Below are 22,517 nucleotides of genomic sequence, written 5' to 3' on the forward strand. Positions count from 1 at the left end.
AATGAATCATACTTCCGTTTCAGAAAATAAGCAGCTGCATCTGCCGAGACATTTCATAAAGGTGCTGATTCTTTCCATTGTTCTGCTCGGCATATGCGTATTGGCTTCGCTTGCTTTCGGGTCCCGCATTGTGGGATGGAATGATCTGATGGACGGCTTGTTCCATCCAGAAGCAGAGAGCCACGGAGCAAATGTGGTGCGCCAAAGAATCGCCAGGACTGTATTCAGCTTAATGTGCGGAGCGGCATTGGGAGTTTCCGGTGCCCTCATGCAGTCAGTCACCCGCAATCCTATTGCAGATCCAAGCATATTGGGAGTCAACACAGGGGCAGCATTATTCGTTGTCTGCGGAATTTCCTTTTTGGATATAGGCAGTGCGGGCCAGTATATCTGGCTTGCATTGGCTGGGGCATTCATAACTGCCATTTTTGTATTCGGAATTGGTTCAATGGGGAGTGGCGGCGCCACGCCCCTTAAACTCGTTTTAGCGGGTGCTGCCACAAGTGCTGCGTTATCATCACTTGTAATGGCGGTTATGATTCCCCGCTCCAACGTGATGGATCAGTTCAGATTCTGGCAGGTGGGCAGTGTCGGGGCAGGGAATTGGGACTCTGTCTCCATTTTCATCCCCTTTCTTATCATTGGACTGCTCATCGCCGTCTTCACAGCTCCCGCATTGAATGCATTGGCATTAGGCGATGAAGCTGCCAAAGGGCTGGGAGTGCGGACAGGGACCCTCAGGCTTTCCGCTGCCTTTGGCGGCGTGCTGTTATGCGGTGCCGCGACGGCACTCGCAGGCCCCATCGGCTTTATCGGTCTATTGGCTACACATCTCATCCGGCTCGTCATCGGCCCGGATCTGCGGTTCGTCATCCCAATGTCTGCTCTTTCAGGCGCAGCCATTTTAACCATAGCAGATGTGTGCGGCCGGGTACTCGGAAGTCCCGGAGAGCTTGAAGTCGGTGTAGTTACAGCCTTTATCGGGGCTCCTATATTAATCTTAATAACTATGAAAGCGAAAATGCGTGCTTTATGATGAATGAATCCATGAATCTTATTATGATGGGCAGACTAAAGAGACGACGCCGGTTTGTCCTTGTCACTTCGCTTCTTGCCATTATCGCCTTTGCCCTCTGCGCTGCCATGCTTATGCTGGGAAACACGATTTATCCTGTTTCAGATGTCATTAGTGTTCTGATGGGCGAAAAAGTAAAAGGCGCTTCATTTGCGGTGAGCACCATACGGTTTCCAAGAATGCTTGCAGGTGTTTTGGCCGGGTTTGCTTTTGGCGCTGCCGGACATGTATTTCAAACGATGCTCCGCAATCCCCTGGCAAACCCGAATGTAATCGGCATAACGGCCGGATCAAGCGCCGCTGCAGTCTTTTGCATCACCGTCCTTCATGCGGGCGATACCTTTGTTTCTATCGCATCCATTATTGGCGGGCTTGCTGCAGTGGCTGTTATTTTTCTATTATCAAAAGGTTCTTCTTTCTCAATCGGCAGATTAATCCTGATAGGAATCGGCATCCAGGCCATGCTTGATGCTGCCGTATCCTACTTACTGCTGATTGGCCAGCAGAATGACCTCCCTGCTGCCATGAGATGGCTGACCGGCAGCCTGAATGGGGCGAAGACAGAGGGCCTTTATCCCCTCATGATTACAGTCCTGATCTTTGCACCCATCCTCATTGTGCTCGGGAAAAGGCTGGATATGCTGGAGCTTGGCGAACAGGCAGCCACCTCACTCGGGGTGGATACCAACAAGACACGATTGATGCTCATCATCAGTTCAGTGCTTATCATTGCATTAGCCACCGCGGCCACAGGACCGATTGCATTCATCGCGTTCCTTTCTGGGCCCATCGCCAAAAGGCTGGTTGGTGCTGGTTTCTCAAGCATTGTCCCGGCAGGCCTTGTCGGCATCATTTTAGTACTGGCAGGAGATCTTATCGGACAATTCGCTTTCGCTGCCAGATATCCTGTAGGTGTGATCACAGGCATTATCGGCGCTCCATACTTGATCTACTTGCTGATCCGAATGAATCGAAAGGGTGATTTATAATGAAACCGACACATGATTTTCGGGCTGAAGGAGTCACTGCCGGATATGATCAGAAAACCATCCTTCATGATATAAGCATCAGCATTCCAAGCAGCCAAATAAGCATCATCATCGGTGCCAATGGCTGCGGCAAATCTACCCTGCTCAAAACAATGGCAAGGCTGATCAAACCTGATTCCGGACAGGTCACACTGGGGGGAAAGCCCATTCATAAAATTCCGCCAAAACAGCTGGCCCGTGTCCTTGGTCTTCTTCCGCAAACCCCGGTCGTACCTGAGGGGATAACGGTTGCAGACCTGGTTGGACGCGGAAGATTCCCGCACCAGTCGTTTTTGAAAGGCTGGACTAAGAAGGATTATGAAGCTGTTGCTGAAGCAATGGAGCTGATGAAAATCACTGAATTTGCCGACCGGCATATTGATGAACTTTCAGGCGGCCAAAGACAGCGTGTCTGGATTGCCATGGCGCTTGCACAGCAGACTGACATACTGTTCCTTGATGAGCCCACAACCTATTTGGATATCACCTACCAGGTTGAGATCCTCGACCTTTTGACAGACCTTAACCGGAAGCACGGAACGACAATCGTCATGGTCCTTCATGATATCAACCTGTCTGCCCGTTATGCTGACCATATTTTTGCTCTTGATAAAGGAAGGCTTGTGGCAGAGGGAGCGCCATCAGAGGTTATTACAAGCAAATTGATTGAAGACATTTTTGGCCTTCACTGTACAGTTGTAGAAGACCCTGTTGCAGGATGCCCCTCTGTAGTGCCTATAGGGCGCCATCATGTAAAAAGGGAATTCTCTCTGGCCTAAACTCCTGTCCAAGCAGAAAGAGACTGCCGGCACACTCCCATGCAGGGCTTGTCCGCAGTCTCTTTTTTCTGTGCATTTATAGGTGATCTCATAGTTAAAGAGTCTGGCCTGCCGGACTGAGAATCCTATTATCAAATTCCTCCATAAAGAACTCCCAGGCAGCAGCCAAATGAAAGAGGCTGGCCCAATGCGGCTTGCCTCTTTCATTGTGAATGGGTTCAGGCCCCACTTTATCACACTTTCATTTATGCACTTTTTTCAGCATTCAGTTTATTTTCCCCGATTTTCTCGATTTCTTCCAGGCTGCGGCCGCGGGTTTCAGGGACACATGTCCGGATAAATACTACCCCGAGGATACAAATGATGCCGAAGATGGCAAACACGGCTTCCTGGGCCATATTAGCGGTCATGATCGGGAATAGAAGCCCGACCAGGAAAGAACCGATCCAGTTAAAGGATGAAGCCAGTCCGGAAGCACGTCCGCGGATGGCAAGCGGGAAGATTTCCCCGACGATGACCCAGGTTAAAGGGGCCCATGTGAATGAATATAATGCTACATAGATACTTAAGAAAACAACCATCATCATCGGATCTGCATTAGGAAGCAGGATATTTAAAACAGCCGGCAATATAAATGAGAGCCCCATGATGGTGCCGCCTGCTGTCAGTAAGGTGCGGCGGTTGAATTTGTCGGCAATCAGCAGGAACACCAATGAACCCAGTACAAGGATGACCCCTTGGATGATCGGCCACATCAATGCGGAGCTGGCTGCGTGTCCTGTAGCATTTTCCACAATTAATGGTATGTAATAAAAAATGGCATTAGCACCCTGGAATTGCTGGAAAGCAGCGACGCCCACACCGGCAATTAATAAATACCGGTATTTATTGCTGAAAAGTGTGCCCCATGATGCTTTTTGGCTGGCCTTTCTTTCTTCTTGGGCCGCATCCTGGATATGCTTTATTTCAGTATCAATTTCCTGTTTGTTAACCCTGATATAGCTCAGCACCCTGCGGGCTTCATCCAGCTTATTATTTTTGATTAAAAAACGCGGTGATTCTGGAAGCCTTAGCATTCCGAAAAATAAGATGACAGCCGGGATTGCAGCCAAACCAAGCATTAACCGCCAGGCCATTGTTTCCGGCAGATCCTTCAGCAGGAAATCCACAATATACGAAAGCAGCATTCCTGATACAATCATCGTTTGATTGATTCCTGACAATCGTCCGCGCAGGCGTGCCGGTGCCATCTCTGACATGTAGGCCGGGACCAGTGCGGAAGCAGCACCAACTGCCAGGCCTAGTAATACCCGGGCAACAATCAAAAAGAGAATCCCATCATGCGGGGCGATCCCTGATAAGATGGAGCCAGCCACAAAAATTACAGCCGATATCAGGATCATTTTGCGCCGTCCTAAGCGGTCGGAAAGCTGTCCGGCCAAGGCACCCCCAAAAATAGCTCCTAACATGACAGAAGAAGTAATCCAGCCTATAGCACCGGCTTCATTCTGAAGGTTCCAATCACTTTGCAGAAAAGGCAGTGCTCCTGTCATGACACCGATATCATAACCAAAGAGAATGCCGGCAAATGCTCCGAAAAAATAAATGAAGCCGCTTGAGATTTTCTTTTCATTCCCCATTCCAGTTCCTCCTCAAGGTTGTCTCTAACAGTTGAAAATACGAAAGGCAATTAGACCATGTGCAATGCGCAAAAGTTCCCCTCATCCCTGTTGCATCGATCTTCTTGTATCAAATGCTTGTCCGAAATCCTGTTTGCGCTTACATTAAAGGCCAGAGACTCATGCCTGATTGGCATCTGTGCCTCATGTTCTTATATATGCTTGATTGGAACTCCCGGGAAGCAGGCCCCCCAGGAGAATAAATATATTACTTGATTACAACATAGTCTAAATCAACAAGCTTGGCATAAGAGATAATTTTGTCTGCTGTTAGATTCAAAGAAACAACCGTATGGTGGCCTCCGCCGTTTTCAAGCCATGCTTTTACCCCATCCTGGAAATTTGGCTTCACTTCCCAAAGTACACGGGCAACAGGAAGATTCGGTGCAGGAACTGTCGGTTCAAATGCAGCAATTTCGTTGATCAGCAGTTTAAAGTGAGTTCCGAAGTCCGCCATTGAAACGACCACGCCGTCTCCGGCTTTTCCGTCAAACACCAAACGTGCAGGATCTTCACGATCACCGATGCCCAGCGGTGATACGACAATCTTCGGCTTGCTGCTGGCAAGTGAAGGATCTACTTCAAGCATATGAGATTGAAGGATCGATTCCCGGCCGGCTGCCAGCTCATATGTGTAATCTTCCATAAAACCTGTGGACTGGTTACGGCTCATTACTTTCAGCAGGCGGTCAAGTGCTGCCGTCTTCCAGTCCCCTTCACCCGCAAAGCCGTATCCCTGAGCCATCAAACGCTGAACAGCGAGGCCGGGGAGCTGTTTCATCCCATGTAAATCTTCAAAGTTGGAGGTAAAGGCAGTGTAGCCGCCTTCATCAAGGAAGCGCTTAATCGCAATTTCATAGCTTGCTTGCACTTTTACGCTATTCTCCCAACCTTCCTTACTATAGCTGCCATAATCAAACTCGTACAGGTCCTCATATTCTGCCATTAAAGCCTGAATCTCTTCATCCTTAACATCATTTACATATTGAACCAAGTCTCCGATGCCAAAATAATCAACAGTCCATCCAAACTGAATTTGGGCTTCAACCTTGTCTCCTTCGGTTACAGCAACATTGCGCATATTGTCGCCAAAGCGGGCAACCTTGATATGGAAGCTTTCGTTATAAGCAGCCGCCACGTCCATCCAGTCGGCAATCTGCTGCTGCACCTCAGGGCGCTCCCAGTAGCCTGTAACAATTTTGTTTTGCTTCTTCAGCCGTGCATTGATAAAACCATATTCACGATCACCGTGTGCAGATTGATTCAGGTTCATGAAATCCATATCAATTGTATCCCAAGGTATGCTCTCATTGAATTGCGTTGCTAGATGAAGCAATGGCTTCTGCAATAATTTCGTGCCGCGAATCCACATCTTTGCAGGGGAAAAAGTATGCATCCAGGTAATAACACCGGCTACTTCGTCGCGGTAATTTACTTCTTTCATAATGCTTGTGATTTTATCTGCGCTGACAGCCAAGTCCTGCAATACGAGCGGGTATGGGAGGACACCGCTTTCATTCAATGCATCGGCCATTTTCTGTGCGTTAGCCCTGACTTCTGCCAGCGCTTCTTCTCCATATAGATGCTGTGAACCTACGACAAACCAAAATTCTTTTTTTCCTGTTGTTAGCATAATCATCCTCTTTTCTTCTTTTGATGGATTGATAGAAATCTATTTTTGGCCATAATAAGCATTCTTGCCGTGCTTCCGGAGATAATGCTTATCTAATATTCTCTGCGGCAGCGCCTCAGCAAAGTGATTTAATTCCCGGGTAAATAAATTCATTTTCGCTACTTCGTCGAGCACTACACTATTCAATACGGCTGCTTTTGCATCCTTGCCCCATGTAAATGGGCCGTGCCCATGAAGCAGGACGCCCGGGACAGCTAAAATATCCAAACCGCGTTCTTCGAATGTCTCAATGATCACCTTGCCTGTTTCTGCTTCATAGCCCCGGTCGATCTCCTCTTGCGTCAAATGGCGGGCACATGGCACGGAACCATAGAATGTGTCGGCATGAGTGGTTCCCATCGCCGGCACATCAAGGCCGGCCTGGGCCCAGATTGTCGCCCAGGTGGAATGGGTGTGCACAATGCCGCCAATCTCCCCATAATGTTTATATAAAACGGCATGGGTCGCTGTGTCTGATGAAGGCCGCAGTTTTCCTTCAATAACATTGCCGTCTAAATCAAGGATCACCATGTCACTGGGCTTCATCGTTTCATAATCGACGCCGCTGGGCTTGATCGCAAACAAGCCCGTTTCGCGGTCTATAGCACTGGCATTTCCCCAAGTATGCTTCACAAGCCCATATTTAGGCAGGTCCAGATTTGCTTGATATACCTCTTCTTTCAGTTGCTCCAGCATGGCTATGCCTCCCTTAAAGCACCAGATGATCAACAGCAGCCTGTTCAATCATCAGCCCTTTTTTATATCTTTCGAGAAATTCTTCAAACCCTTTTACATCTAATTGGTCAGGATAGATTTCATGTCTCTCAACCTCTTCAAAAACTCTATTATCTAGAAACTCTTCTAAGCTTTCTTCACCGTTCCTATTCATCATGTAAGAAGCAAGGATCGCCATCCCCCATGCACCGCCTTCCCCGGCTGTGGCTGTGACAGATACCGGCGTGTTCATGGCAGCCGCTGCCATTTTTTGCCCGACAAGTGGTGTCTTGAACAAACCGCCATGAGCCAGAATACTATCGATTGCGATATGTTCTTTCCGGGTCAGGATATCCATCCCCATTTTCAGCGCACAAAAAGCGGAAAACAAATGCGTCCTCATGAAGTTTGCCAGATTGAAAGTGCTCTCCGGAGAGCGGACAAATAATGGCCTTCCTTGTTCCAGGCCTGTGATATTTTCACCTGAATAATAGCCATAGCTTAGCAGGCCGCCGCCATCCGCATCTGCCTCTAATGCTTTGTTCAGCATCACTTCAAACAATTTATCTTTATCTGCTTTGTGCCCCATAGCCTCGCAAAATTCACTGAACAGCCCCATCCAGGCATTAAGATCGCTGGAGCAATTATTCGCATGCACCATTCCAACAGGGCTGCCGCTTGGAGTTGTGACCAGATCGATTTCCGGGTATACCTTTGAAAGTTCTTTTTCTAATACAATCATGGCAAACACGGAAGTTCCTACTGAAACATTCCCGGTGCGTTTCCTCACACTATTGGTGGCGACCATTCCTGTTCCCGCATCGCCTTCCGGGGGACAAACCGGAATGCCCGGCTGCAGATTTTGTGACCGGTCGAGAATTTTTGCACCAATTTCAGTCAGCTGGCCAGCCTGTTCGCCTGCACCAAGTACCTTAGGAAGAATGTCCTTCAGTTTCCAAAGCCCTTTGGCCGCTATCAAATCGTCAAACTGCTTTACCATGGTTTCATTGTAATCCTGCCTGGATTCATCTATAGGGAAGATGCCTGAAGCATCCCCGATGCCGATTGCTTTTTCACCAGTAAGCAGCCAGTGGATGTATCCAGCCAGAGTGGTTATATAATCGATGCGGTTCAAATGTTTCTCGTCATTCAATATGGCTTGATACAGATGGGCGATACTCCACCGTTCAGGGATATTGAACTGAAAGATATCGGTCAATTCTTTTGCTGCAGCACCGGTAGTCGAGTTGCGCCAGGTCCGGAATGGGACGAGCAGCTCCCCTGTTTTATCAAAAGCCATATATCCGTGCATCATAGCCGAAAATCCAATTGAACCGATTTTGCGGATGGTGATTCCGTAATTCCGTTCAACATCCAGCTTCATTTCACTGTAAGCTGCTTGCAGGCCAGTGATGATATCGACTAAGTTATACGTCCAATAACCATCCTCCAGGCAGTTCTCCCATTCATAACTCCCGGAAGCAATGGTTCCAAAGCTGCTGTCAATCAGCACTGCTTTAATACGGGTGGATCCTAATTCGATTCCAAGTGATGATGTCCCCTCAGCAATCGCTTGTACGATCTTTGTATCATTCATGTTCATATTCCCCTTCCCAGGCAGCAGTATATATATATAAGGAAGTGCTATTATTTTTCATGCCGCACTTCTTTGACAGCGATTTCAAAATGAAAATCGGCAAGGAAGCGCTTTATTTCATCTACAAACTCAGTATAATTTTTTGTACGTACATTTGTCAATTATAAAGGTAATTAATACATACAAATTATTCAGAGTCTTGATAACAGAAGTACAGTACTTATTTCCATTCCTGCAAAAGCATGCTAAGATATGTCCATATATAACTCTTGGGCAGTGAATTTGTACGTGATCAGCCAGGAAAGAAGTGAAACTAATGAAACCAAAATATCAGATCATCCTTGATGATATTAAAAATAAAATTCTCTCCGGAGAGTATCTTGTAGGAGAACAGATTCCTACAGAATCAGCTCTCCAGGAAAAATACACCGTCAGCAGACATACGATACGAAAGGCCATACTGGAGCTGTCAAATGAGGGATACCTGCGGAGTGAAAAAGGCTCCGGCACCTATGTCAGCAGCCAATTCCAGTCAAAATCAAACCGCAATCATAATAAAACAATCGGCGTCATTACTACTTATATTTCTGATTATATTTTTCCCTCCATCATCCGCGGCATTGAGAAAAGATTGAAGGAGGATAATTATTCACTTTTGCTGGCCAGTACCAACAATGATGTCGAGCAAGAGAAAAAAGCGCTGGAAATGATGCTTTCATACGGGGTGGATGGCCTTATCATTGAACCTACAAAAAGTAATCAATATAACCCCAATATTGCCTACTATCTGTTGTTCAAGGAGCAGGACGTCCCTTTTATCATGATCAATGCTTATTACGAAGAATTAGAAGTCCCCTTCCTTTCCCTTAATGATGTAGAATCCAGCTATCTTGCGGCAAAAGAATTGATATCAAAGGGCCATACACAAATCGGGATCATATCAAAAATGGATGATCTGCAGGGGAAATATCGGATGAAGGGGTATATAAAGGCGCTTCAAGAAGCAAAGATACGATTCCGGCCGGAGCATGTTCTTACATTTACAACAGAGACAAAGCTGGATTTATACTCAAATTTAAAAACCTTCCTGGATGAAAATAGAGATATTTTATCAGCAGTTGTATGCTATAACGATGAAGTGGGATTAGAAGTGGCAAATGTGTGCAGACAACTTTCCATTTCCATTCCTGATGAGCTGTCCATCATCGGCCAGGATAATTCTTATATCGCCCAAAATGCAAATATCAAACTGACAACCTTGACGCATCCGCAAGAACAGATGGGGCGGGATGCGGCGGATTGGGTCATCAAAAAATTGCAGGGAAAAAAGGATCTGCCAAACGAAACCTATTATCAGCCTGTGCTGATTGAAGGGGAAACAGTCGAAGAATTGAAGTAAGCTATTCTTCCTTAATATAAGCACTTAAAAAACAAAAAGAGCCAGACCCCTCCTTTGGATAAGATGGGGCTGGCCCTTTTTGATTTCTATTTAAAAATCTTCCTTTTCGATCGGATGTGATGCCTCATAGATCAGCACATCCAGCTCTTCTGTATATGCTGCTGTCTGCTTCTCTGACCAGCTGAATTCTTTTTTCATGAACAAGATGACAGAATCCTTATGTTCCCGGACCCATCCAATATCAAAGAAAAGGGCGCCAGTCCTTCTGATGAAGAAGTCGACTGGCTTGTAGGCCATCTCATAGTCAATGCTGTATCTTAAGCCCGCGTAGACGATCGGATCAAGACTTTCTGCCTGAGCCTTTTCTTTGCCGTTTTTATAGATATCAAAGACGATGTCCACATTGGAGCCGTAGCGCTGGACAAGCTTCTTCGCTGCTTCTTCGGTCAAGCCCAGCTCTTTTCCTTCATCCGTTTTGTTTTTCATGAACGTTTTGAAGCCTTCAGAACCGCCCACATCCCCGCCGGATATAGGCAGATGCATGGTTGCTGTTTTAGGATAGTCTGTTCCTTCTTCTTCACCCAGCTGCTTTGCCACTAAATCTACGATGCTTTCCGCCATCTTCCGGTAGCCTGTCAGTTTGCCGCCGGCGATAGAGATGAACCCGGAATGCGATACAAAAATTTCATCTTTGCGGGAGATTTCAGAAGGCGATTTCCCATCCTCATGAATCAGCGGCCTTAATCCGGACCAGCTTGACTCTACATCATCAGCGGTAATCTTGATATCCGGGAACATAAAGTCGATTGCACCCAGGACATAATCACGGTCTGCTACCGTCATTCTTGGATGGGCGATATTCCCTTTGTAGACCGTATCTGTCGTACCTACATAGGTCTTGCCTTCACGCGGGATGGCAAAGACCATGCGGCCATCAGGCGTGTCAAAGTACACGGCCTGCTTCAGCGGGAATCTCTTGCCGTCAAATACGAGGTGGATCCCCTTGGTCAGCTGCAGCGATTTGCCTTTTTTGCTATGATCGATTTCCCGCAATGTGTCAACCCATGGGCCTGCTGCATTGACGATTTTCTTCGCTCGAATTTCCTGCACCGTTCCATCGGTCAGGTCTTCCGCTTTTACGCCTGCAATCTGACTGTTTTCATAGACAAGATCAGTGACTTTCATATAATTGAGTGCGAGTGCTCCTTTTTCAACCGCCTTTTTCATCACTTCAAGGGTCAGGCGGGCATCATCTGTTTTATATTCAACATAATAGCCGGCGCCGTTCATCCCCTCGCGCTTTAAAAGCGGTTCGCGCTTCAGGGCTTCTTCCGGCTTCATCATTTTTCTTCTTTCGTCCTTTTTGACACCGGCAAGGAAGTCATATACCCTCAAGCCGATATTCGTTGTGAAAGGTCCGAATGTGCCTCCCTTATAGAACGGAAGCAGCATCCATTCCGGTGTGGTGACATGCGGCCCGTTTTCATACACGATAGCCCGCTCTTTGCCGACTTCTGCAACGACCCCGATTTCAAATTGCTTTAAATAGCGCAGTCCGCCATGAACAAGCTTTGTGCTTCTGCTGGATGTACCGGCAGCAAAGTCCTGCATCTCAACGACAGCCACCTTCATCCCTCTCAGGGCAGCATCCAGCGCAATTCCTGCGCCTGTGATCCCGCCGCCGATGACAAGAAGGTCCAAAGGCCCCTTCTGGATTTTTTCCTTTATATCATGTCTTAATAAGTTGGTGAATTTCATCAAATCAGTCCCTTCAGGATCATTGTATTCATGTAACAGCCTGGCTCCAGCTTATAAGGAGCTGTCTTGTTTTTTAAAGCTCTATAAGTCCCATACCCGTAAAACAAAAAAAGAGACCACAAATCAGCCCTGCTTTTCGTTGCCGAAAAATAGAGCGATGTGGTCTCTCGAGTTCTCCATCCAAATATATTAACTTGTTTTTAGTATACCATGATAAAGCTTAAAATTAAAGCATCCAGCTTGCTTAATGGAATATTATGGTACTTGTTTATTTATACTCACGGGTGGCCGCAACAGCTTTTTTCCAGCCTTTATAAAGTTCTTCGCGCCTTCCTTCGGCCATTTCTGCCGTGAAAGTGCGGTCCTTTTTCCAGTGCGCTGTGATTTCCTCTTTTTTGGACCAATAGCCTACAGCCAGGCCGGCAAGGAAGGCAGCACCCAGTGCAGTTGTTTCATTGACTACCGGGCGGTCTACAGGGACGCCGAGGATGTCGCTCTGGAATTGCATCAGGAAGTCATTTTTGACCACCCCGCCGTCTACGCGCAGGGATTTCACCTCTGTACCGGAATCCGCCGCCATGCTGTCCAGCACATCTCTTGTCTGGTAGGCAAGCGATTCAAGGGTCGCACGGATAAAATGCTCTTTTGTCGTCCCCCTGGTCAGGCCGAAAACCGCACCGCGTGCATCGCTGTCCCAATACGGCGTGCCCAGTCCGACAAAGGCAGGGACCACATAGACGCCTTCTGTGGAATCGACCCTGAGTGCATACTGCTCGCTGGCTGAAGCACTGTCAATCATCCTCATGCCATCGCGCAGCCATTGGATGGCAGAACCGGCTACAAAGATGCTGCCTTCGAGCGCATATTCAACCTTTCCGTCCACACCCCATGCGAGCGTCGTAAGCAGCCCATGTCTCGATTTGACAGGTTCTTCACCGGTATTCATCAGCATAAAGCAGCCGGTTCCGTAAGTGTTCTTCGCCATTCCTTTTTCAAAGCACGCCTGGCCGAACAGAGCGGCCTGCTGATCGCCGGCGATGCCCGCAATCGGAACATTATGTCCGAAGAAATGATAGTCCACTGTATGGGCATAAACTTCAGAAGATGGGCGGACTTCAGGAAGCATGCTTTTTGGTACAGTCAGAATGTCAAGAAGCTCTTCATCCCACTTCAAATCATAAATATTGTACATCAAGGTCCGGGAGGCATTGGAATAATCGGTCACATGGGCCTTTCCCCCGGAAAGCTTATACACCAGCCAAGTATCAATGGTGCCAAACAGCAGATCGCCGTTTTCTGCCTTCTCTCTTGCACCTTCCACATGATCAAGAATCCACTTTACTTTCGTGCCTGAAAAATAAGGGTCCAGCAGAAGGCCGGTTTTACTATTGAATAGATCATTATATCCCTGTTCCCGCAGGTCGCGGCAAATAGGTTCTGTCTGGCGGGACTGCCAGACGATGGCATGGTAAACGGGCTTACCTGTATGCTTATCCCAGACAACCGCGGTTTCACGCTGATTCGTGATGCCGATGCCCGCTATTTCCTCCGGTTCCACATCAGCCTTCCGCAGGACAGATGCGATACAGGCAAGGATCGAGGTCCAGATTTCGCTCGCATCATGCTCAACCCACCCCGGCTTAGGAAAAAACTGCTCAAATTCCTGCTGGGCCGTTTCTACGATTTCGCCGCCTTTATCAAATAAGATGGCACGGGAACTGGTTGTGCCCTGATCAAGTGCCAAGATGTATTTTCCCATAGATAATCCTCCTCCCGTTAGATAGAAAAGAGCTGGGGACCATACAGGCCCCTTGCTCTCTATATATTTTGCAGACTATTAAAAGATCGTGTAAAGCGCTGTATTTGCCAGTGTGATCAGCGTCATCAGCAAAGTATTGATGAAGGCACCCACATAGACATTTCCTGTTTTTCTATAGAAGTAGCGGTTAAATAGCGCAGCTACAAGAAGGGCTGGCACCAGGCCAATTACGATGATGGAAGAAAGCGATTCTCCCGGATAGCCGGCAGTTCCAGTCGTAAACAACAGGCCGTAATGGTAGGCCAGGTAAAGAACAAGCCCGCCGATGAAATGGAAGACAGAAATGAGATAGCCTTTCCATCCATTATACTTCACAGTCGCTGTATTCATGTTGACGGACAGGCCGACAACAAAGTAGTAGATCAGGAATAATGGTGCATATTTCAGCAGTGCTGCCAGATGCTGGCCTTCGAATGTTTTTACAGCGAATGTCCAGATGCGGAAGTCTACCTGGAAAAGGGCATCCATCAGATAAAGAACCCCGTAGCCGATCGCAACAGCTGCAATGGCAGTGATAAGCGAAGCAATAACTGACTTGACGCTTGCTTTTACCCCATAATTCTTAATCGTTGCACCTTCAGGCTTTTTCGCAACATAATGGTAGCCGACCATCATCATCAGCGTGATGATTGCAACGTTGATAGCCCAATAAAGGACCGGGTTCACAGTCGGAGCTCCAAAAAGCTCTGTCGTCGCAAGCATTTTATCCTGCAGTCTCAGATATATATATTGAACCACACTTAGAACGAGCATGATAGCAGAAACTGTCTTAATGCTGCGCTCTGATTTTTTCACAAAAGAAGAGATCAGGACAATGGCAGACAGGGCAATGAAGATCATGCTGATCTGTCTTAGTAATCTCATTCCATAGATGTCTCCTCCGTATAGTGCTGAGAAGAACAAGGCAGGGAAGAGACCGCCGGCAACAATCAGGATCAAGCCTGCCAGCTTCGCGCCATTTGTTTTCGGAGCAGGAAGCGGCTCCGGTCTTCCTGTATAAATGCTGTTAAGGAACGGCAGCTTCGATAATAGGGAAACAACTGGTACAAACAGCAGGAAGAATCCGATCAGCGCGACAAAGGAGAACCACTCTTTAAACATCCATGTCTGCCCATCCTCATCCACTGTTAATGCTTCACTATAATCGGTAAAAGCCATATCATAAAAATCGATTGCATATCCTGTAGACGTTTTAGAGAAGTGATTCCAAGGGTGTGTCTCATTTGGCTGATAAATGATTCTTTCTCCGCCATTTACCTCATACACTTTCCCAGCTTCAGGCTTTTCCGGGTTGCCCAGGAAGCTTTGGCCTTCTTCGGTGCCAACATAGTTTTTCTTCACAACAGGCGTACCTGCAGCTGCTGCTTCTGCATCAAAGAAGAATTCATCATACTGGCCGGCGATTTTTCCGGATGGCCTTGGCCCGTAAGAGTTGTTGATATCTTCAATAGTATAGCCGAGAGACTTCAGCCACTGATAGTCAGATCCCATTGTCAGGGAGCTGTAGATTTTCCTGATGCCGCTCTCCTGGAAATCTGCTTCATCGAGTATAACGGCATTGGTAGAAGAGAAGCCGCCCATACTGTGTCCGGAAACCGCAATGATGCCATTGCCGTTTTCATCTTTCAGAACATAATCCTGGTCATACATATACTGGACAGCATCATAGATTGCATGAGGCCAGAAGGAGAAGAATGGAACCGGCTTTTCCATTGTTCCTGTTGAGTGGCCATGGTCATACTGATCCAAGGCGAGCACCACATATCCTCTCTTTGACATTTCAATGGCCTGTGCATCCTGCATTTCTGCAGAATTCAGGTAGCCGTGCGTGGCCACGATGGCTGGCCTTGCTTCCTGATCAGCGCCATCCGGCTTATACAGCAGCCCTGAAAGCTCCCCTCTTGGCGTATCAAAATAAATGCGTGAGACATCCACATCCCCGCTTGAACTATTAAACCGGGAAGCACCAAAGCTTCCAGCCAGAATTAACAGCAAAGAAATCACTAATAAGACGACCGGCTTCTTTACTCTATTCATCTCATATCCCCCTTTTAACCTATTGATATTCAAGATATATTGCCTAAATAACCAGATCAGATAGACAAAAAAGACACATTAAATACCCCTGAATCCTGAATTCAAGGCATTTAATGTGTCTCCTCATCTCGTCACGGATTATTAACTTATCCCTAGTGTAAATTCTAATGAAAACGTTGTCAACATAATTCGACAATTTTCTGAACAGTGGTCCATTTTAAAATAAGAAAAAGTCCCTGTCACCATAAATCCCGATTGGAGGTGGTGACGGCAGAAGCACCATTATTCAATGCGCTTTGAATATCCTCTTCGGTACGGATGAGGCCCCCTGCGATCAGCGGAATATCTGTTTTCTCATGGATTTCTTCCATGATGCCCGGGATGATGCCGGGCAGGACCTCGATATAATCCGGTTTGACTTTCCGGCTGATCCTGACATTATGCTCCAGCACATGACTATCCAGGGCAAACAGTCTTTGAATCGCAACCACATGATGCTTTTTCGCCAAGGAAATGACATTAACTCTGGTAGAGACGATGCCATCCACCTTCACATTATTGATCAGATATTCAATCCCATACTCGTCCACCTTCAGCCCCTGAACGAGATCCGCATGCACAAATACCTTCTTCCCGCTCTGCTTCGCATACCTGACCACACTTTCAATCTGCGACAGGCGTGTCTCCAGAAGAATAATATGCTCATGTTCTCTCTTCAATACATGCTCAAAATCCTTCATATTCCGGATAGCCGGGATTATGCCAGTAAACAAATGATCACATCCAGTTTGTGTTAGTAGAAGTCTGTTAGGTACATTCTGCGGGTTTGAGCAGGATTTAGCAATAGCCTAACACCTGACATATCTCCTCTTAAAACCAAGGCGGCCTCTATCCGCTTCTTTCTGCAGATTTTCGTATGGATTCAGCAGACTTGGCTTTTTCTTTTCCCGCCTCATCTCTACCGCACCAACTTCCCGGGCGGTCGCGAGCGCCTTTTCATGCAGAGGCAAATAGGAAAGCCCGACAGTGTAAATAAAGTTGCTCATAGAAGATTTCGTTCTTTCCGGCGCGTCATGGATCGACTTTTTCACAAAATCAAGCATTCCGGCGACCTTTTCTTCCTCAAATTCATGGTCCTTCCGATTCCCGAGCAGCCAGCAGTAGCAGCTCCAGCCTGCCGACATCTTCAGCTCGTCACCGCTGGCAATCCATTTATCCGCAACCTCCTGGGCAATATCCGATTCTGATAAAGTGACGGCAACCACATAGTCTGAAAGCATATAAAAATATGCATCCTCAATCCAGCGCTCATAATCGGCTTCTGTCATTCCATTCGGATCTGCAATGATGCCGGCAAAATACATGGCATCATAATTGCCTGTCGCATAGAGCTGCTCAGCTAAGCTCTGATCGATCTTTATTTTCTTCGCCATCGGCTTCATGGCCCCAGTCGCAACGCCAAAGAGAGGCTCATGGGCGCCATTGGACAGGTATATTTTCTTTGTCCGTTCCTTGCCGAGGGCTTCAAGCTCCTGCATGACTGTTTTGAAATCCATCAATCGCACGTCCTTCCACTACATTTTCATCTATATAGTCTCATTCTATCATCCAATACATCAATTTATCCGGCCGATTCCTGCACAATTATTCATAAAAATAGGCTGCAATGAGAATTGCCGCTGATTTTTTCCTCTATCCCTAACTCAGCACGGAACATTAACAAAGCCTAAGATAAACAAAAAAAAACAGACGAGTGAACTGGTCTTCTCCCGTCTGTTTCTATTTTAATTCAGTCTATATTGATGATTTGATCATTGATGATGATGCTCTTAATCGAAGATTTGTTTAAAAATACACGGTTACCTTCCGGATCGAGGCTATACTGCCATTTGAATCCAATGTCCGTTGTACTTGTTGAACCTATACTTAATTCAATGATTCTATCATCACTTGTCATTACCATAACCTTAGGACTGATTGTTGGTAAGTATTCTGTCTGTCCATCTTTCCGGCTTCCTTCAATCCCCAGTCCAACGGCCGAAACATACAGTGTTTGCAGTTCCACTTCTTCATTTTGCTGCTTGAGGGTTAAATCTACATCAATCTTATCCGAACGGTCATGTGCTGTAAATTTGTTTTTAAAAGGCCCATCAGCAATGACCTCTCCTGTATTACCGTTCACTATATCATCAGCTTTAATTCTTATGCTTTTGCCTTCCAGGCTGCTTGATGTATCTACATCAAACACTGCAATCATCTTCTTGCGGTCTTCTGTCAATTTTTGCTCAACCATATAGCTTGCCCCATGGCGTACATCCAGCTCCAGATTTGAAATGGCAGCTCCCTCAGGGAAATCAGTTCCATCTACATTCTCAAAGGATACAATAATAAGCGAGCTTTTTCCTCCGCTCAAACTTTCTTCTATCCTCATTTTTATCCCGGATTTCACAACCATTTGATTCTCCGTATCTTTCACAAAGCTATTTGTTCCCCCTCCAAAAAACTCGCTGAAATAACCTTTCTCCTGGGATGCAGCCACTGTTGTTGAAGTACCGATCACTAGTATAGCAGCACCAGCCATGATCCTTTTTCCCATGTCACTGAAAACCTTCCTGCCTGTTTTGTTTTTGCCCATTTTTTCATCATCCCTTCTGCTCATATCGTTTTTCGCAAGCAATCTTTTGCTTACGAGTCGATTATATCCGGGAGAATTAAAGAAATTTCTAAGAAAGAGATAAGATTATTCTAAGTTACATTCCTGCCTATCATATTGTTAGTGACTTTAGAAATTTGGGGCTTATTTGTATAAAACAATGTTTCTCAGGTATCAGGCACAGCTTATATACAAAAAAGAGGCATTCCATCCAGCCGCTTATTGGCTGTTGAATGCCCCTTATGTATGAGTGGTAAAGTTATTATGGCTAAAACCTCATTTACTAAAGAGATAGTGGTTCACAATTAACAAAGAAGCGATCAGACACACGCAGGGCTTCTGCTTGCTTGCGTTTCAGCCCAGTTTCCGATCTGAGGCCAGGCACACCTGAAGCTATTTCCCCTCAATCGGCCGGTCAAACACAAATACTGTCATGGCGATATCTTCTTTAATGTTGATATCGGAAAACAGCCTGATCACTCTGGCGTCCATCAGGTTTTCAAATTTCAGTTGGACTTCCGGCTTTTTGTAGATTTCTTTTACAAATCTTGTTCTCGTTTCATGGACCATATCTTCCCCTTGTGCCGAAGTGATCATGAACTTCTCCACATTGGTCAGATTGCCTCTCATTTCACTGACAGCCCAGGAACCAATGAACTTGGTGGTAATTTCTTTAGGTCCATTTCCAACGTATTCTTTTCGGATTTCACGGACAAGCATACTGAATTGATGTTCCAGATTCTTTGCCACGATCTGCCCCTCCTATTGATACACATTAGTTTGTTATAAAAAAGGAAACCCATTCACTTTTTAAAATGAATGGGCCAGGATTCAGGCTTATTCTTTTAAGCCTTCCCCCATACCTTTTAATAAATTGAATCCAAATCCGAGCACACGGTTGATGTCAGGATCTTTTAAGGCCTTCATTAAGTCGAGAACCCCAATTTTACTATCCTCTTTTAATCCCTGCTCAGCCTTTTTCATTCCTGCCATCAGGCTTTTTGATAGCTTGGCAGTTGTCTCTGGATTGAGCTGGGTAAGGATACCCCCTGCTGCCATCGCGTTATTGATCATGTTTGTGACAGGCTCTCGTGTCAGCTGGCCGATTGCTGCATGTGCAGCCTTCTCTTTTGCTTTCAGAAGGCTTCCGGCAGCATCCAGTATCCCGCTGTCGTGCAATTCCTGCAGGAGAGCCAATGTCTCAAGCAGTGAATCTTTATTTTCAACAATCCCGGAGAGAAGATTCTCCAGGGATTGCTGCTTCAGTTGTTCTTCTGTCAGTTCTGTCTTTTGAATGATGCTAATCGGTTTTGCCATCAGGCATTCCTCCTGTCATAGGTACCAGGATTGACATGTTCATTGACAGTGCTAAGCGGTACATAGTCACCGCGTTCCCACTTGCGGTAGATTTCAAGCCCCATTTGCGGTGTACGTGTCGCATAGCGGGGATTGTACTTCGGAAGTGGATTCTCTCCATTAAGCTGGAGGATCTCCATCCGCACCTTCACTTGCTTGTAGGCAGGTGTATGTGTCACAACGTCAACCGCACCGCCGGTCAGGAGGTTGACCGCACTTTCATGGCTTGAGGAGTGCATTGGCACATAGACCGTTTTTCCAACAACGCGATCGGTTACAAGGACCGGCAGCTTGATCGCACCATAAAGCGAAATCAGGCGTACAATCGAGCCTTCCTCTACACCGCGTTCTTTGGCAAGTTCCGGCGATACCTCAACGAACACTTTAGGGAATTTATAGTTCAGTCCCTCTGATTTATGAGTCATATTTCCTTCATGGAAATGTTCGAGCAGTCGTCCATTATCCAGTGATAGATCGAATTCATCCGGGAAAACCATTGGCGGTACATAATCGAACAATCCAAAGCGTGCCTTTTTATCAGGGAAGTTAAAGCCGTCCTGGAAAAGAAGCGGTGTGTTCGATCCATCCTGAGATCCCCAATGGAAGCTGTTCCAGCCTTCAAGAACATCATAGCTGCACTGGCTGAAGAATGGAGTCAGACTTGCCATTTCGTCAAAAATCTCTCTTGGGTGAGAGTAGTTCCAGTCATAGCCCATCTTTTTAGCGAGCTGAGTAAGGATCCACCAGTCCGGTTTACTGCCGCCCATAGGCTCTAATGCCTTGTATAGACGCTGAACACGGCGTTCAGTATTAGTAAATGTTCCATCTTTTTCAAGAGAAGGAGCACCCGGCAGAATCACATCAGCGAATTGGGCTGTTGTAGTCAGGAAGATTTCCTGCACCACAAGGAAGTCCAGCTTGGCAAGCATTGCCTGTGTATGGTTAGAGTCAGCATCAACCCATGCCATATCTTCACCAGCAACAAACATTGCCTTCAGATTGCCTTTGTCCACTTCACCGAGCATTTCAATATTATCAAGCCCTGGGTTTTCAGGCAGTTCTACACCCCAAGCTTTCTCAAATTTTTCACGGATCTCTTTATTTGTCACAGACTGATAGCCAGGGAAGATATTAGGCATCGTACCCATATCGGCAGCACCCTGAACATTATTATGTCCGCGCAGCGGGTAAGCGCCTGCGTTCGGACGCATCATGTTTCCAGTTGCAAGAAGCAGGTTCGCAATGGCAACTGAAGTGTGGGAGCCGGCGATATTCTGTGTAACACCCATCCCCCAGCAGACGACTGTTCCATCTGCGTCACGGATCATTTCAGCCATTTCTTTTAATGTTGCAACAGAAATGCCTGTAATGCTTTCAGCTTCTTCTAGCGTATAAGACTCGATCATGCTCAGGAACTCATCATAGTGGTTCACATGTTCTGTGATGAATTTCGCATCATGCCAGCCCTGGTCAATCATATACTTTGTGACTGCGGAAAGCCATACATAGTCAGTACCTTGCTTTGGACGTACAAACAAGTCGGCACGGTCACCCATTTCATGCCTGCGCACATCGACGGTGATCAATTTCTGGCCGTGAAGCTTCTGCGCACGCTTGATGCGTGTCGCAAGGACTGGATGTCCTTCTGCCGGAGCACAGCCTACTAAGATGACAAGCCCTGCACCTGCGATATCCTGGATCGTTCCAGAGTCGCCGCCGATTCCTCCTGTTTGCTGCAGTCCCCATGATGCAGGAGACTGGCAGTAGCGTGAGCAGTTGTCGACATTATGTGTGCCGAACACCTGGCGGGCCATCTTCTGGATAAGATAGTTTTCTTCATTCGTGATCTTAGAGGAAGAAATGAAACCTAATGCATCGCTTCCGTAAGTATCTTTGATTTCTCCGAGGTTTTTGGCCACAACAGAAAGAGCTTCATCCCAGCTCGCTTCAACAAAGACATCGCCTTTACGAATCAATGGTGTAGTGATTCGTTCCTGGGAATTGACAAAGTCCCACCCGAATTTACCTTTCACACAAGTAGAAACACTATTGACCGGTGCATTCTCAGATGGTTCAATTTTAAGGATTTCACGGTCTTTTGTCCAAACTTCAAATGAACAGCCGACACCGCAGAAAGTACAAACGGTTTTTGTTTTCTCGATTTTCGTTTCGCGCATGGCTGCTTCTACTTCTGAAACGGCCATGATTGTTTGATAATCCGGCTCAACGGCTTTAACAAGATCAATCATTGGTGTAAGCAGGTCATCAGACATGCTTGTCATGAAGCCGGCGTTTCCAAGCATTGATTTTTCCATCAATGCGTTACAAGGACAAACAGATACACATTGGCCGCAGGATACACAAGAGGATTCGTTGATGCTTTTTCCTCCGTCCCATAATACGCGCGGCTGCCCTGTTTCCCAATCAATGGTCAGCGTTTCATTTACCTGAAGATCCTGGCAGGTTTCCACACAGCGGCCGCACAGAATACATTGGTCAGGGTCATAGCGGTAAAACGGGTGGGACGTATCGACTTCATAGCCCTTAGAGCGATGCGGACGCGTCTGGTGCTCAATCCCCATCATTTCTGCTGTATTATGTACACGGCAGTTGCCATTGTTGTTGTCACAAACAGTACAGTACAGAAGATGGTTTTCCAGAATGCGGTCCATTGCTTCTTCTTGGGCGCCTTTGGCAATTTCAGAAGATGTGGCAATGTCCATGCCGTCTTCCACAACTGTAGAACACGCACGCATCAGATTGCCATTCACTTCACACATACAAGTATCACAGCTCTGTACCGGTCCAAGAACCTCGGAATAGCATATATGCGGATGTTCGATTTCCTGCTGCATCAAATAATCTAAAATACGAGTTCCTTCTTCAACCTGGTGTGCTGTTCCGTTAATCAGAACACTCACTTTTTCCCCCACGGTAAAGCCCCCTTAGTA

At 46.6% G+C, this 22,517-nt stretch carries 17 protein-coding genes; 4 read left to right on the forward strand and 13 right to left on the reverse strand.

Annotated elements, in window-relative coordinates; genetic code table 11:
* Nucleotide 1 precedes the first annotated feature (1 nt).
* The 3 genes from ACQCVH_RS08855 to ACQCVH_RS08865 are packed head-to-tail and all read left to right on the forward strand — an operon-like array spanning nucleotide 2 to nucleotide 2,882.
* The gene (locus ACQCVH_RS08855) at nucleotides 2-1,036 is read left to right on the forward strand and encodes a FecCD family ABC transporter permease (protein WP_426835357.1); all 1,035 of its coding nucleotides are present in this window, start codon (nucleotides 2-4) and stop codon (nucleotides 1,034-1,036) included.
* Nucleotides 1,033-2,064 (forward strand): FecCD family ABC transporter permease, encoded by a 1,032-nt coding sequence (locus ACQCVH_RS08860; RefSeq protein WP_426835358.1) that lies wholly within the window; start codon nucleotides 1,033-1,035, stop codon nucleotides 2,062-2,064. Before ACQCVH_RS08855 ends, ACQCVH_RS08860 begins: the two co-directional genes overlap by 4 nt.
* Entirely contained in the window at nucleotides 2,064-2,882 is an 819-nt protein-coding gene (locus ACQCVH_RS08865; protein WP_426835359.1) for an ABC transporter ATP-binding protein, read from the forward strand. The genes ACQCVH_RS08860 and ACQCVH_RS08865 overlap by 1 nt, the downstream gene beginning before the upstream one ends.
* A 245-nt stretch (nucleotides 2,883-3,127) precedes the next feature.
* Here the strand turns inward: ACQCVH_RS08865 and ACQCVH_RS08870 are convergent, their stop codons facing one another.
* The 4 genes from ACQCVH_RS08870 to ACQCVH_RS08885 form a co-directional block, all read right to left on the reverse strand.
* Complete coding sequence (locus ACQCVH_RS08870; RefSeq protein WP_426835360.1) at nucleotides 3,128-4,522, reverse strand: sugar porter family MFS transporter; 1,395 nt, start codon at nucleotides 4,520-4,522, stop codon at nucleotides 3,128-3,130.
* Nucleotides 4,523-4,769: 247 nt separating this feature from the next.
* A complete protein-coding gene (gene araA / locus ACQCVH_RS08875) occupies nucleotides 4,770-6,194 on the reverse strand; it encodes an L-arabinose isomerase (RefSeq protein WP_426835361.1) in 1,425 nt (474 codons plus the stop codon).
* A gap of 39 nt (nucleotides 6,195-6,233) precedes the next feature.
* A complete protein-coding gene (locus ACQCVH_RS08880) occupies nucleotides 6,234-6,929 on the reverse strand; it encodes an L-ribulose-5-phosphate 4-epimerase (RefSeq protein ID WP_426835362.1) in 696 nt (231 codons plus the stop codon).
* A gap of 13 nt (nucleotides 6,930-6,942) precedes the next feature.
* Nucleotides 6,943-8,544 (reverse strand): xylulokinase, encoded by a 1,602-nt coding sequence (locus tag ACQCVH_RS08885; protein WP_426835363.1) that lies wholly within the window; start codon nucleotides 8,542-8,544, stop codon nucleotides 6,943-6,945.
* Nucleotides 8,545-8,860: 316 nt separating this feature from the next.
* Here ACQCVH_RS08885 and ACQCVH_RS08890 point away from each other — a divergent pair, with 316 nt between their 5' ends.
* A complete protein-coding gene (locus ACQCVH_RS08890) occupies nucleotides 8,861-9,943 on the forward strand; it encodes a GntR family transcriptional regulator (protein ID WP_224904147.1) in 1,083 nt (360 codons plus the stop codon).
* A gap of 90 nt (nucleotides 9,944-10,033) precedes the next feature.
* On the opposite strand, the gene ACQCVH_RS08895 is transcribed toward ACQCVH_RS08890, so the two are convergent.
* From ACQCVH_RS08895 to fdhF, 9 genes are all read right to left on the reverse strand, one after another.
* Entirely contained in the window at nucleotides 10,034-11,701 is a 1,668-nt protein-coding gene (locus ACQCVH_RS08895) for a glycerol-3-phosphate dehydrogenase/oxidase (RefSeq protein WP_426835364.1), read from the reverse strand.
* Nucleotides 11,702-11,969: 268 nt separating this feature from the next.
* The gene (gene glpK / locus ACQCVH_RS08900) at nucleotides 11,970-13,460 is read right to left on the reverse strand and encodes a glycerol kinase GlpK (protein WP_426835365.1); all 1,491 of its coding nucleotides are present in this window, start codon (nucleotides 13,458-13,460) and stop codon (nucleotides 11,970-11,972) included.
* A gap of 78 nt (nucleotides 13,461-13,538) precedes the next feature.
* The gene (locus ACQCVH_RS08905; RefSeq protein ID WP_426835366.1) at nucleotides 13,539-15,557 is read right to left on the reverse strand and encodes an alpha/beta fold hydrolase; all 2,019 of its coding nucleotides are present in this window, start codon (nucleotides 15,555-15,557) and stop codon (nucleotides 13,539-13,541) included.
* A 239-nt stretch (nucleotides 15,558-15,796) separates the two neighbouring features.
* Nucleotides 15,797-16,330 carry a glycerol-3-phosphate responsive antiterminator gene (locus ACQCVH_RS08910; RefSeq protein ID WP_224904135.1) on the reverse strand — a complete coding sequence of 178 codons (534 nt, stop codon included), beginning with the start codon at nucleotides 16,328-16,330 and terminating at the stop codon, nucleotides 15,797-15,799.
* Nucleotides 16,331-16,405: 75 nt separating this feature from the next.
* Nucleotides 16,406-17,113 (reverse strand): DNA alkylation repair protein, encoded by a 708-nt coding sequence (locus ACQCVH_RS08915; protein WP_426835367.1) that lies wholly within the window; start codon nucleotides 17,111-17,113, stop codon nucleotides 16,406-16,408.
* A gap of 233 nt (nucleotides 17,114-17,346) precedes the next feature.
* Entirely contained in the window at nucleotides 17,347-18,192 is an 846-nt protein-coding gene (locus ACQCVH_RS08920) for a hypothetical protein (protein WP_426835368.1), read from the reverse strand.
* A 411-nt stretch (nucleotides 18,193-18,603) separates the two neighbouring features.
* Nucleotides 18,604-18,960 (reverse strand): Na-translocating system protein MpsC family protein, encoded by a 357-nt coding sequence (locus tag ACQCVH_RS08925; protein ID WP_426835369.1) that lies wholly within the window; start codon nucleotides 18,958-18,960, stop codon nucleotides 18,604-18,606.
* Between the two features lie 87 nt (nucleotides 18,961-19,047).
* Nucleotides 19,048-19,527, reverse strand: coding sequence for a helical membrane plugin domain-containing protein (locus ACQCVH_RS08930; RefSeq protein WP_426835370.1), 480 nt, complete (start codon nucleotides 19,525-19,527; stop codon nucleotides 19,048-19,050).
* Nucleotides 19,527-22,499, reverse strand: a complete 2,973-nt coding sequence (gene fdhF / locus ACQCVH_RS08935) for a formate dehydrogenase subunit alpha (protein ID WP_426835371.1) — start codon at nucleotides 22,497-22,499, stop codon at nucleotides 19,527-19,529. Before fdhF ends, ACQCVH_RS08930 begins: the two co-directional genes overlap by 1 nt.
* Nucleotides 22,500-22,517 lie beyond the last annotated feature (18 nt).

The organism is Bacillus infantis (assembly GCF_050107595.1).
GTDB lineage: Bacteria > Bacillota > Bacilli > Bacillales > Cytobacillaceae > Bacillus_AB > Bacillus_AB infantis_C.

Bases quoted from the DNA above. Each gene is read 5' to 3' on its own strand.
- ACQCVH_RS08855 (WP_426835357.1), top strand. From the start codon at position 2: ATGAATCATACTTCCGTTTCAGAAAATAAGCAGCTGCATCTGCCGAGA.
- ACQCVH_RS08860 (WP_426835358.1), top strand. From the start codon at position 1,033: ATGATGAATGAATCCATGAATCTTATTATGATGGGCAGACTAAAGAGA.
- ACQCVH_RS08865 (WP_426835359.1), top strand. From the start codon at position 2,064: ATGAAACCGACACATGATTTTCGGGCTGAAGGAGTCACTGCCGGATAT.
- ACQCVH_RS08870 (WP_426835360.1), bottom strand. From the start codon at position 4,522: ATGGGGAATGAAAAGAAAATCTCAAGCGGCTTCATTTATTTTTTCGGA.
- araA (WP_426835361.1), bottom strand. From the start codon at position 6,194: ATGCTAACAACAGGAAAAAAAGAATTTTGGTTTGTCGTAGGTTCACAG.
- ACQCVH_RS08880 (WP_426835362.1), bottom strand. From the start codon at position 6,929: ATGCTGGAGCAACTGAAAGAAGAGGTATATCAAGCAAATCTGGACCTG.
- ACQCVH_RS08885 (WP_426835363.1), bottom strand. From the start codon at position 8,544: ATGAATGATACAAAGATCGTACAAGCGATTGCTGAGGGGACATCATCA.
- ACQCVH_RS08890 (WP_224904147.1), top strand. From the start codon at position 8,861: ATGAAACCAAAATATCAGATCATCCTTGATGATATTAAAAATAAAATT.
- ACQCVH_RS08895 (WP_426835364.1), bottom strand. From the start codon at position 11,701: ATGAAATTCACCAACTTATTAAGACATGATATAAAGGAAAAAATCCAG.
- glpK (WP_426835365.1), bottom strand. From the start codon at position 13,460: ATGGGAAAATACATCTTGGCACTTGATCAGGGCACAACCAGTTCCCGT.
- ACQCVH_RS08905 (WP_426835366.1), bottom strand. From the start codon at position 15,557: ATGAATAGAGTAAAGAAGCCGGTCGTCTTATTAGTGATTTCTTTGCTG.
- ACQCVH_RS08915 (WP_426835367.1), bottom strand. From the start codon at position 17,113: ATGGATTTCAAAACAGTCATGCAGGAGCTTGAAGCCCTCGGCAAGGAA.
- ACQCVH_RS08920 (WP_426835368.1), bottom strand. From the start codon at position 18,192: ATGGGCAAAAACAAAACAGGCAGGAAGGTTTTCAGTGACATGGGAAAA.
- ACQCVH_RS08930 (WP_426835370.1), bottom strand. From the start codon at position 19,527: ATGGCAAAACCGATTAGCATCATTCAAAAGACAGAACTGACAGAAGAA.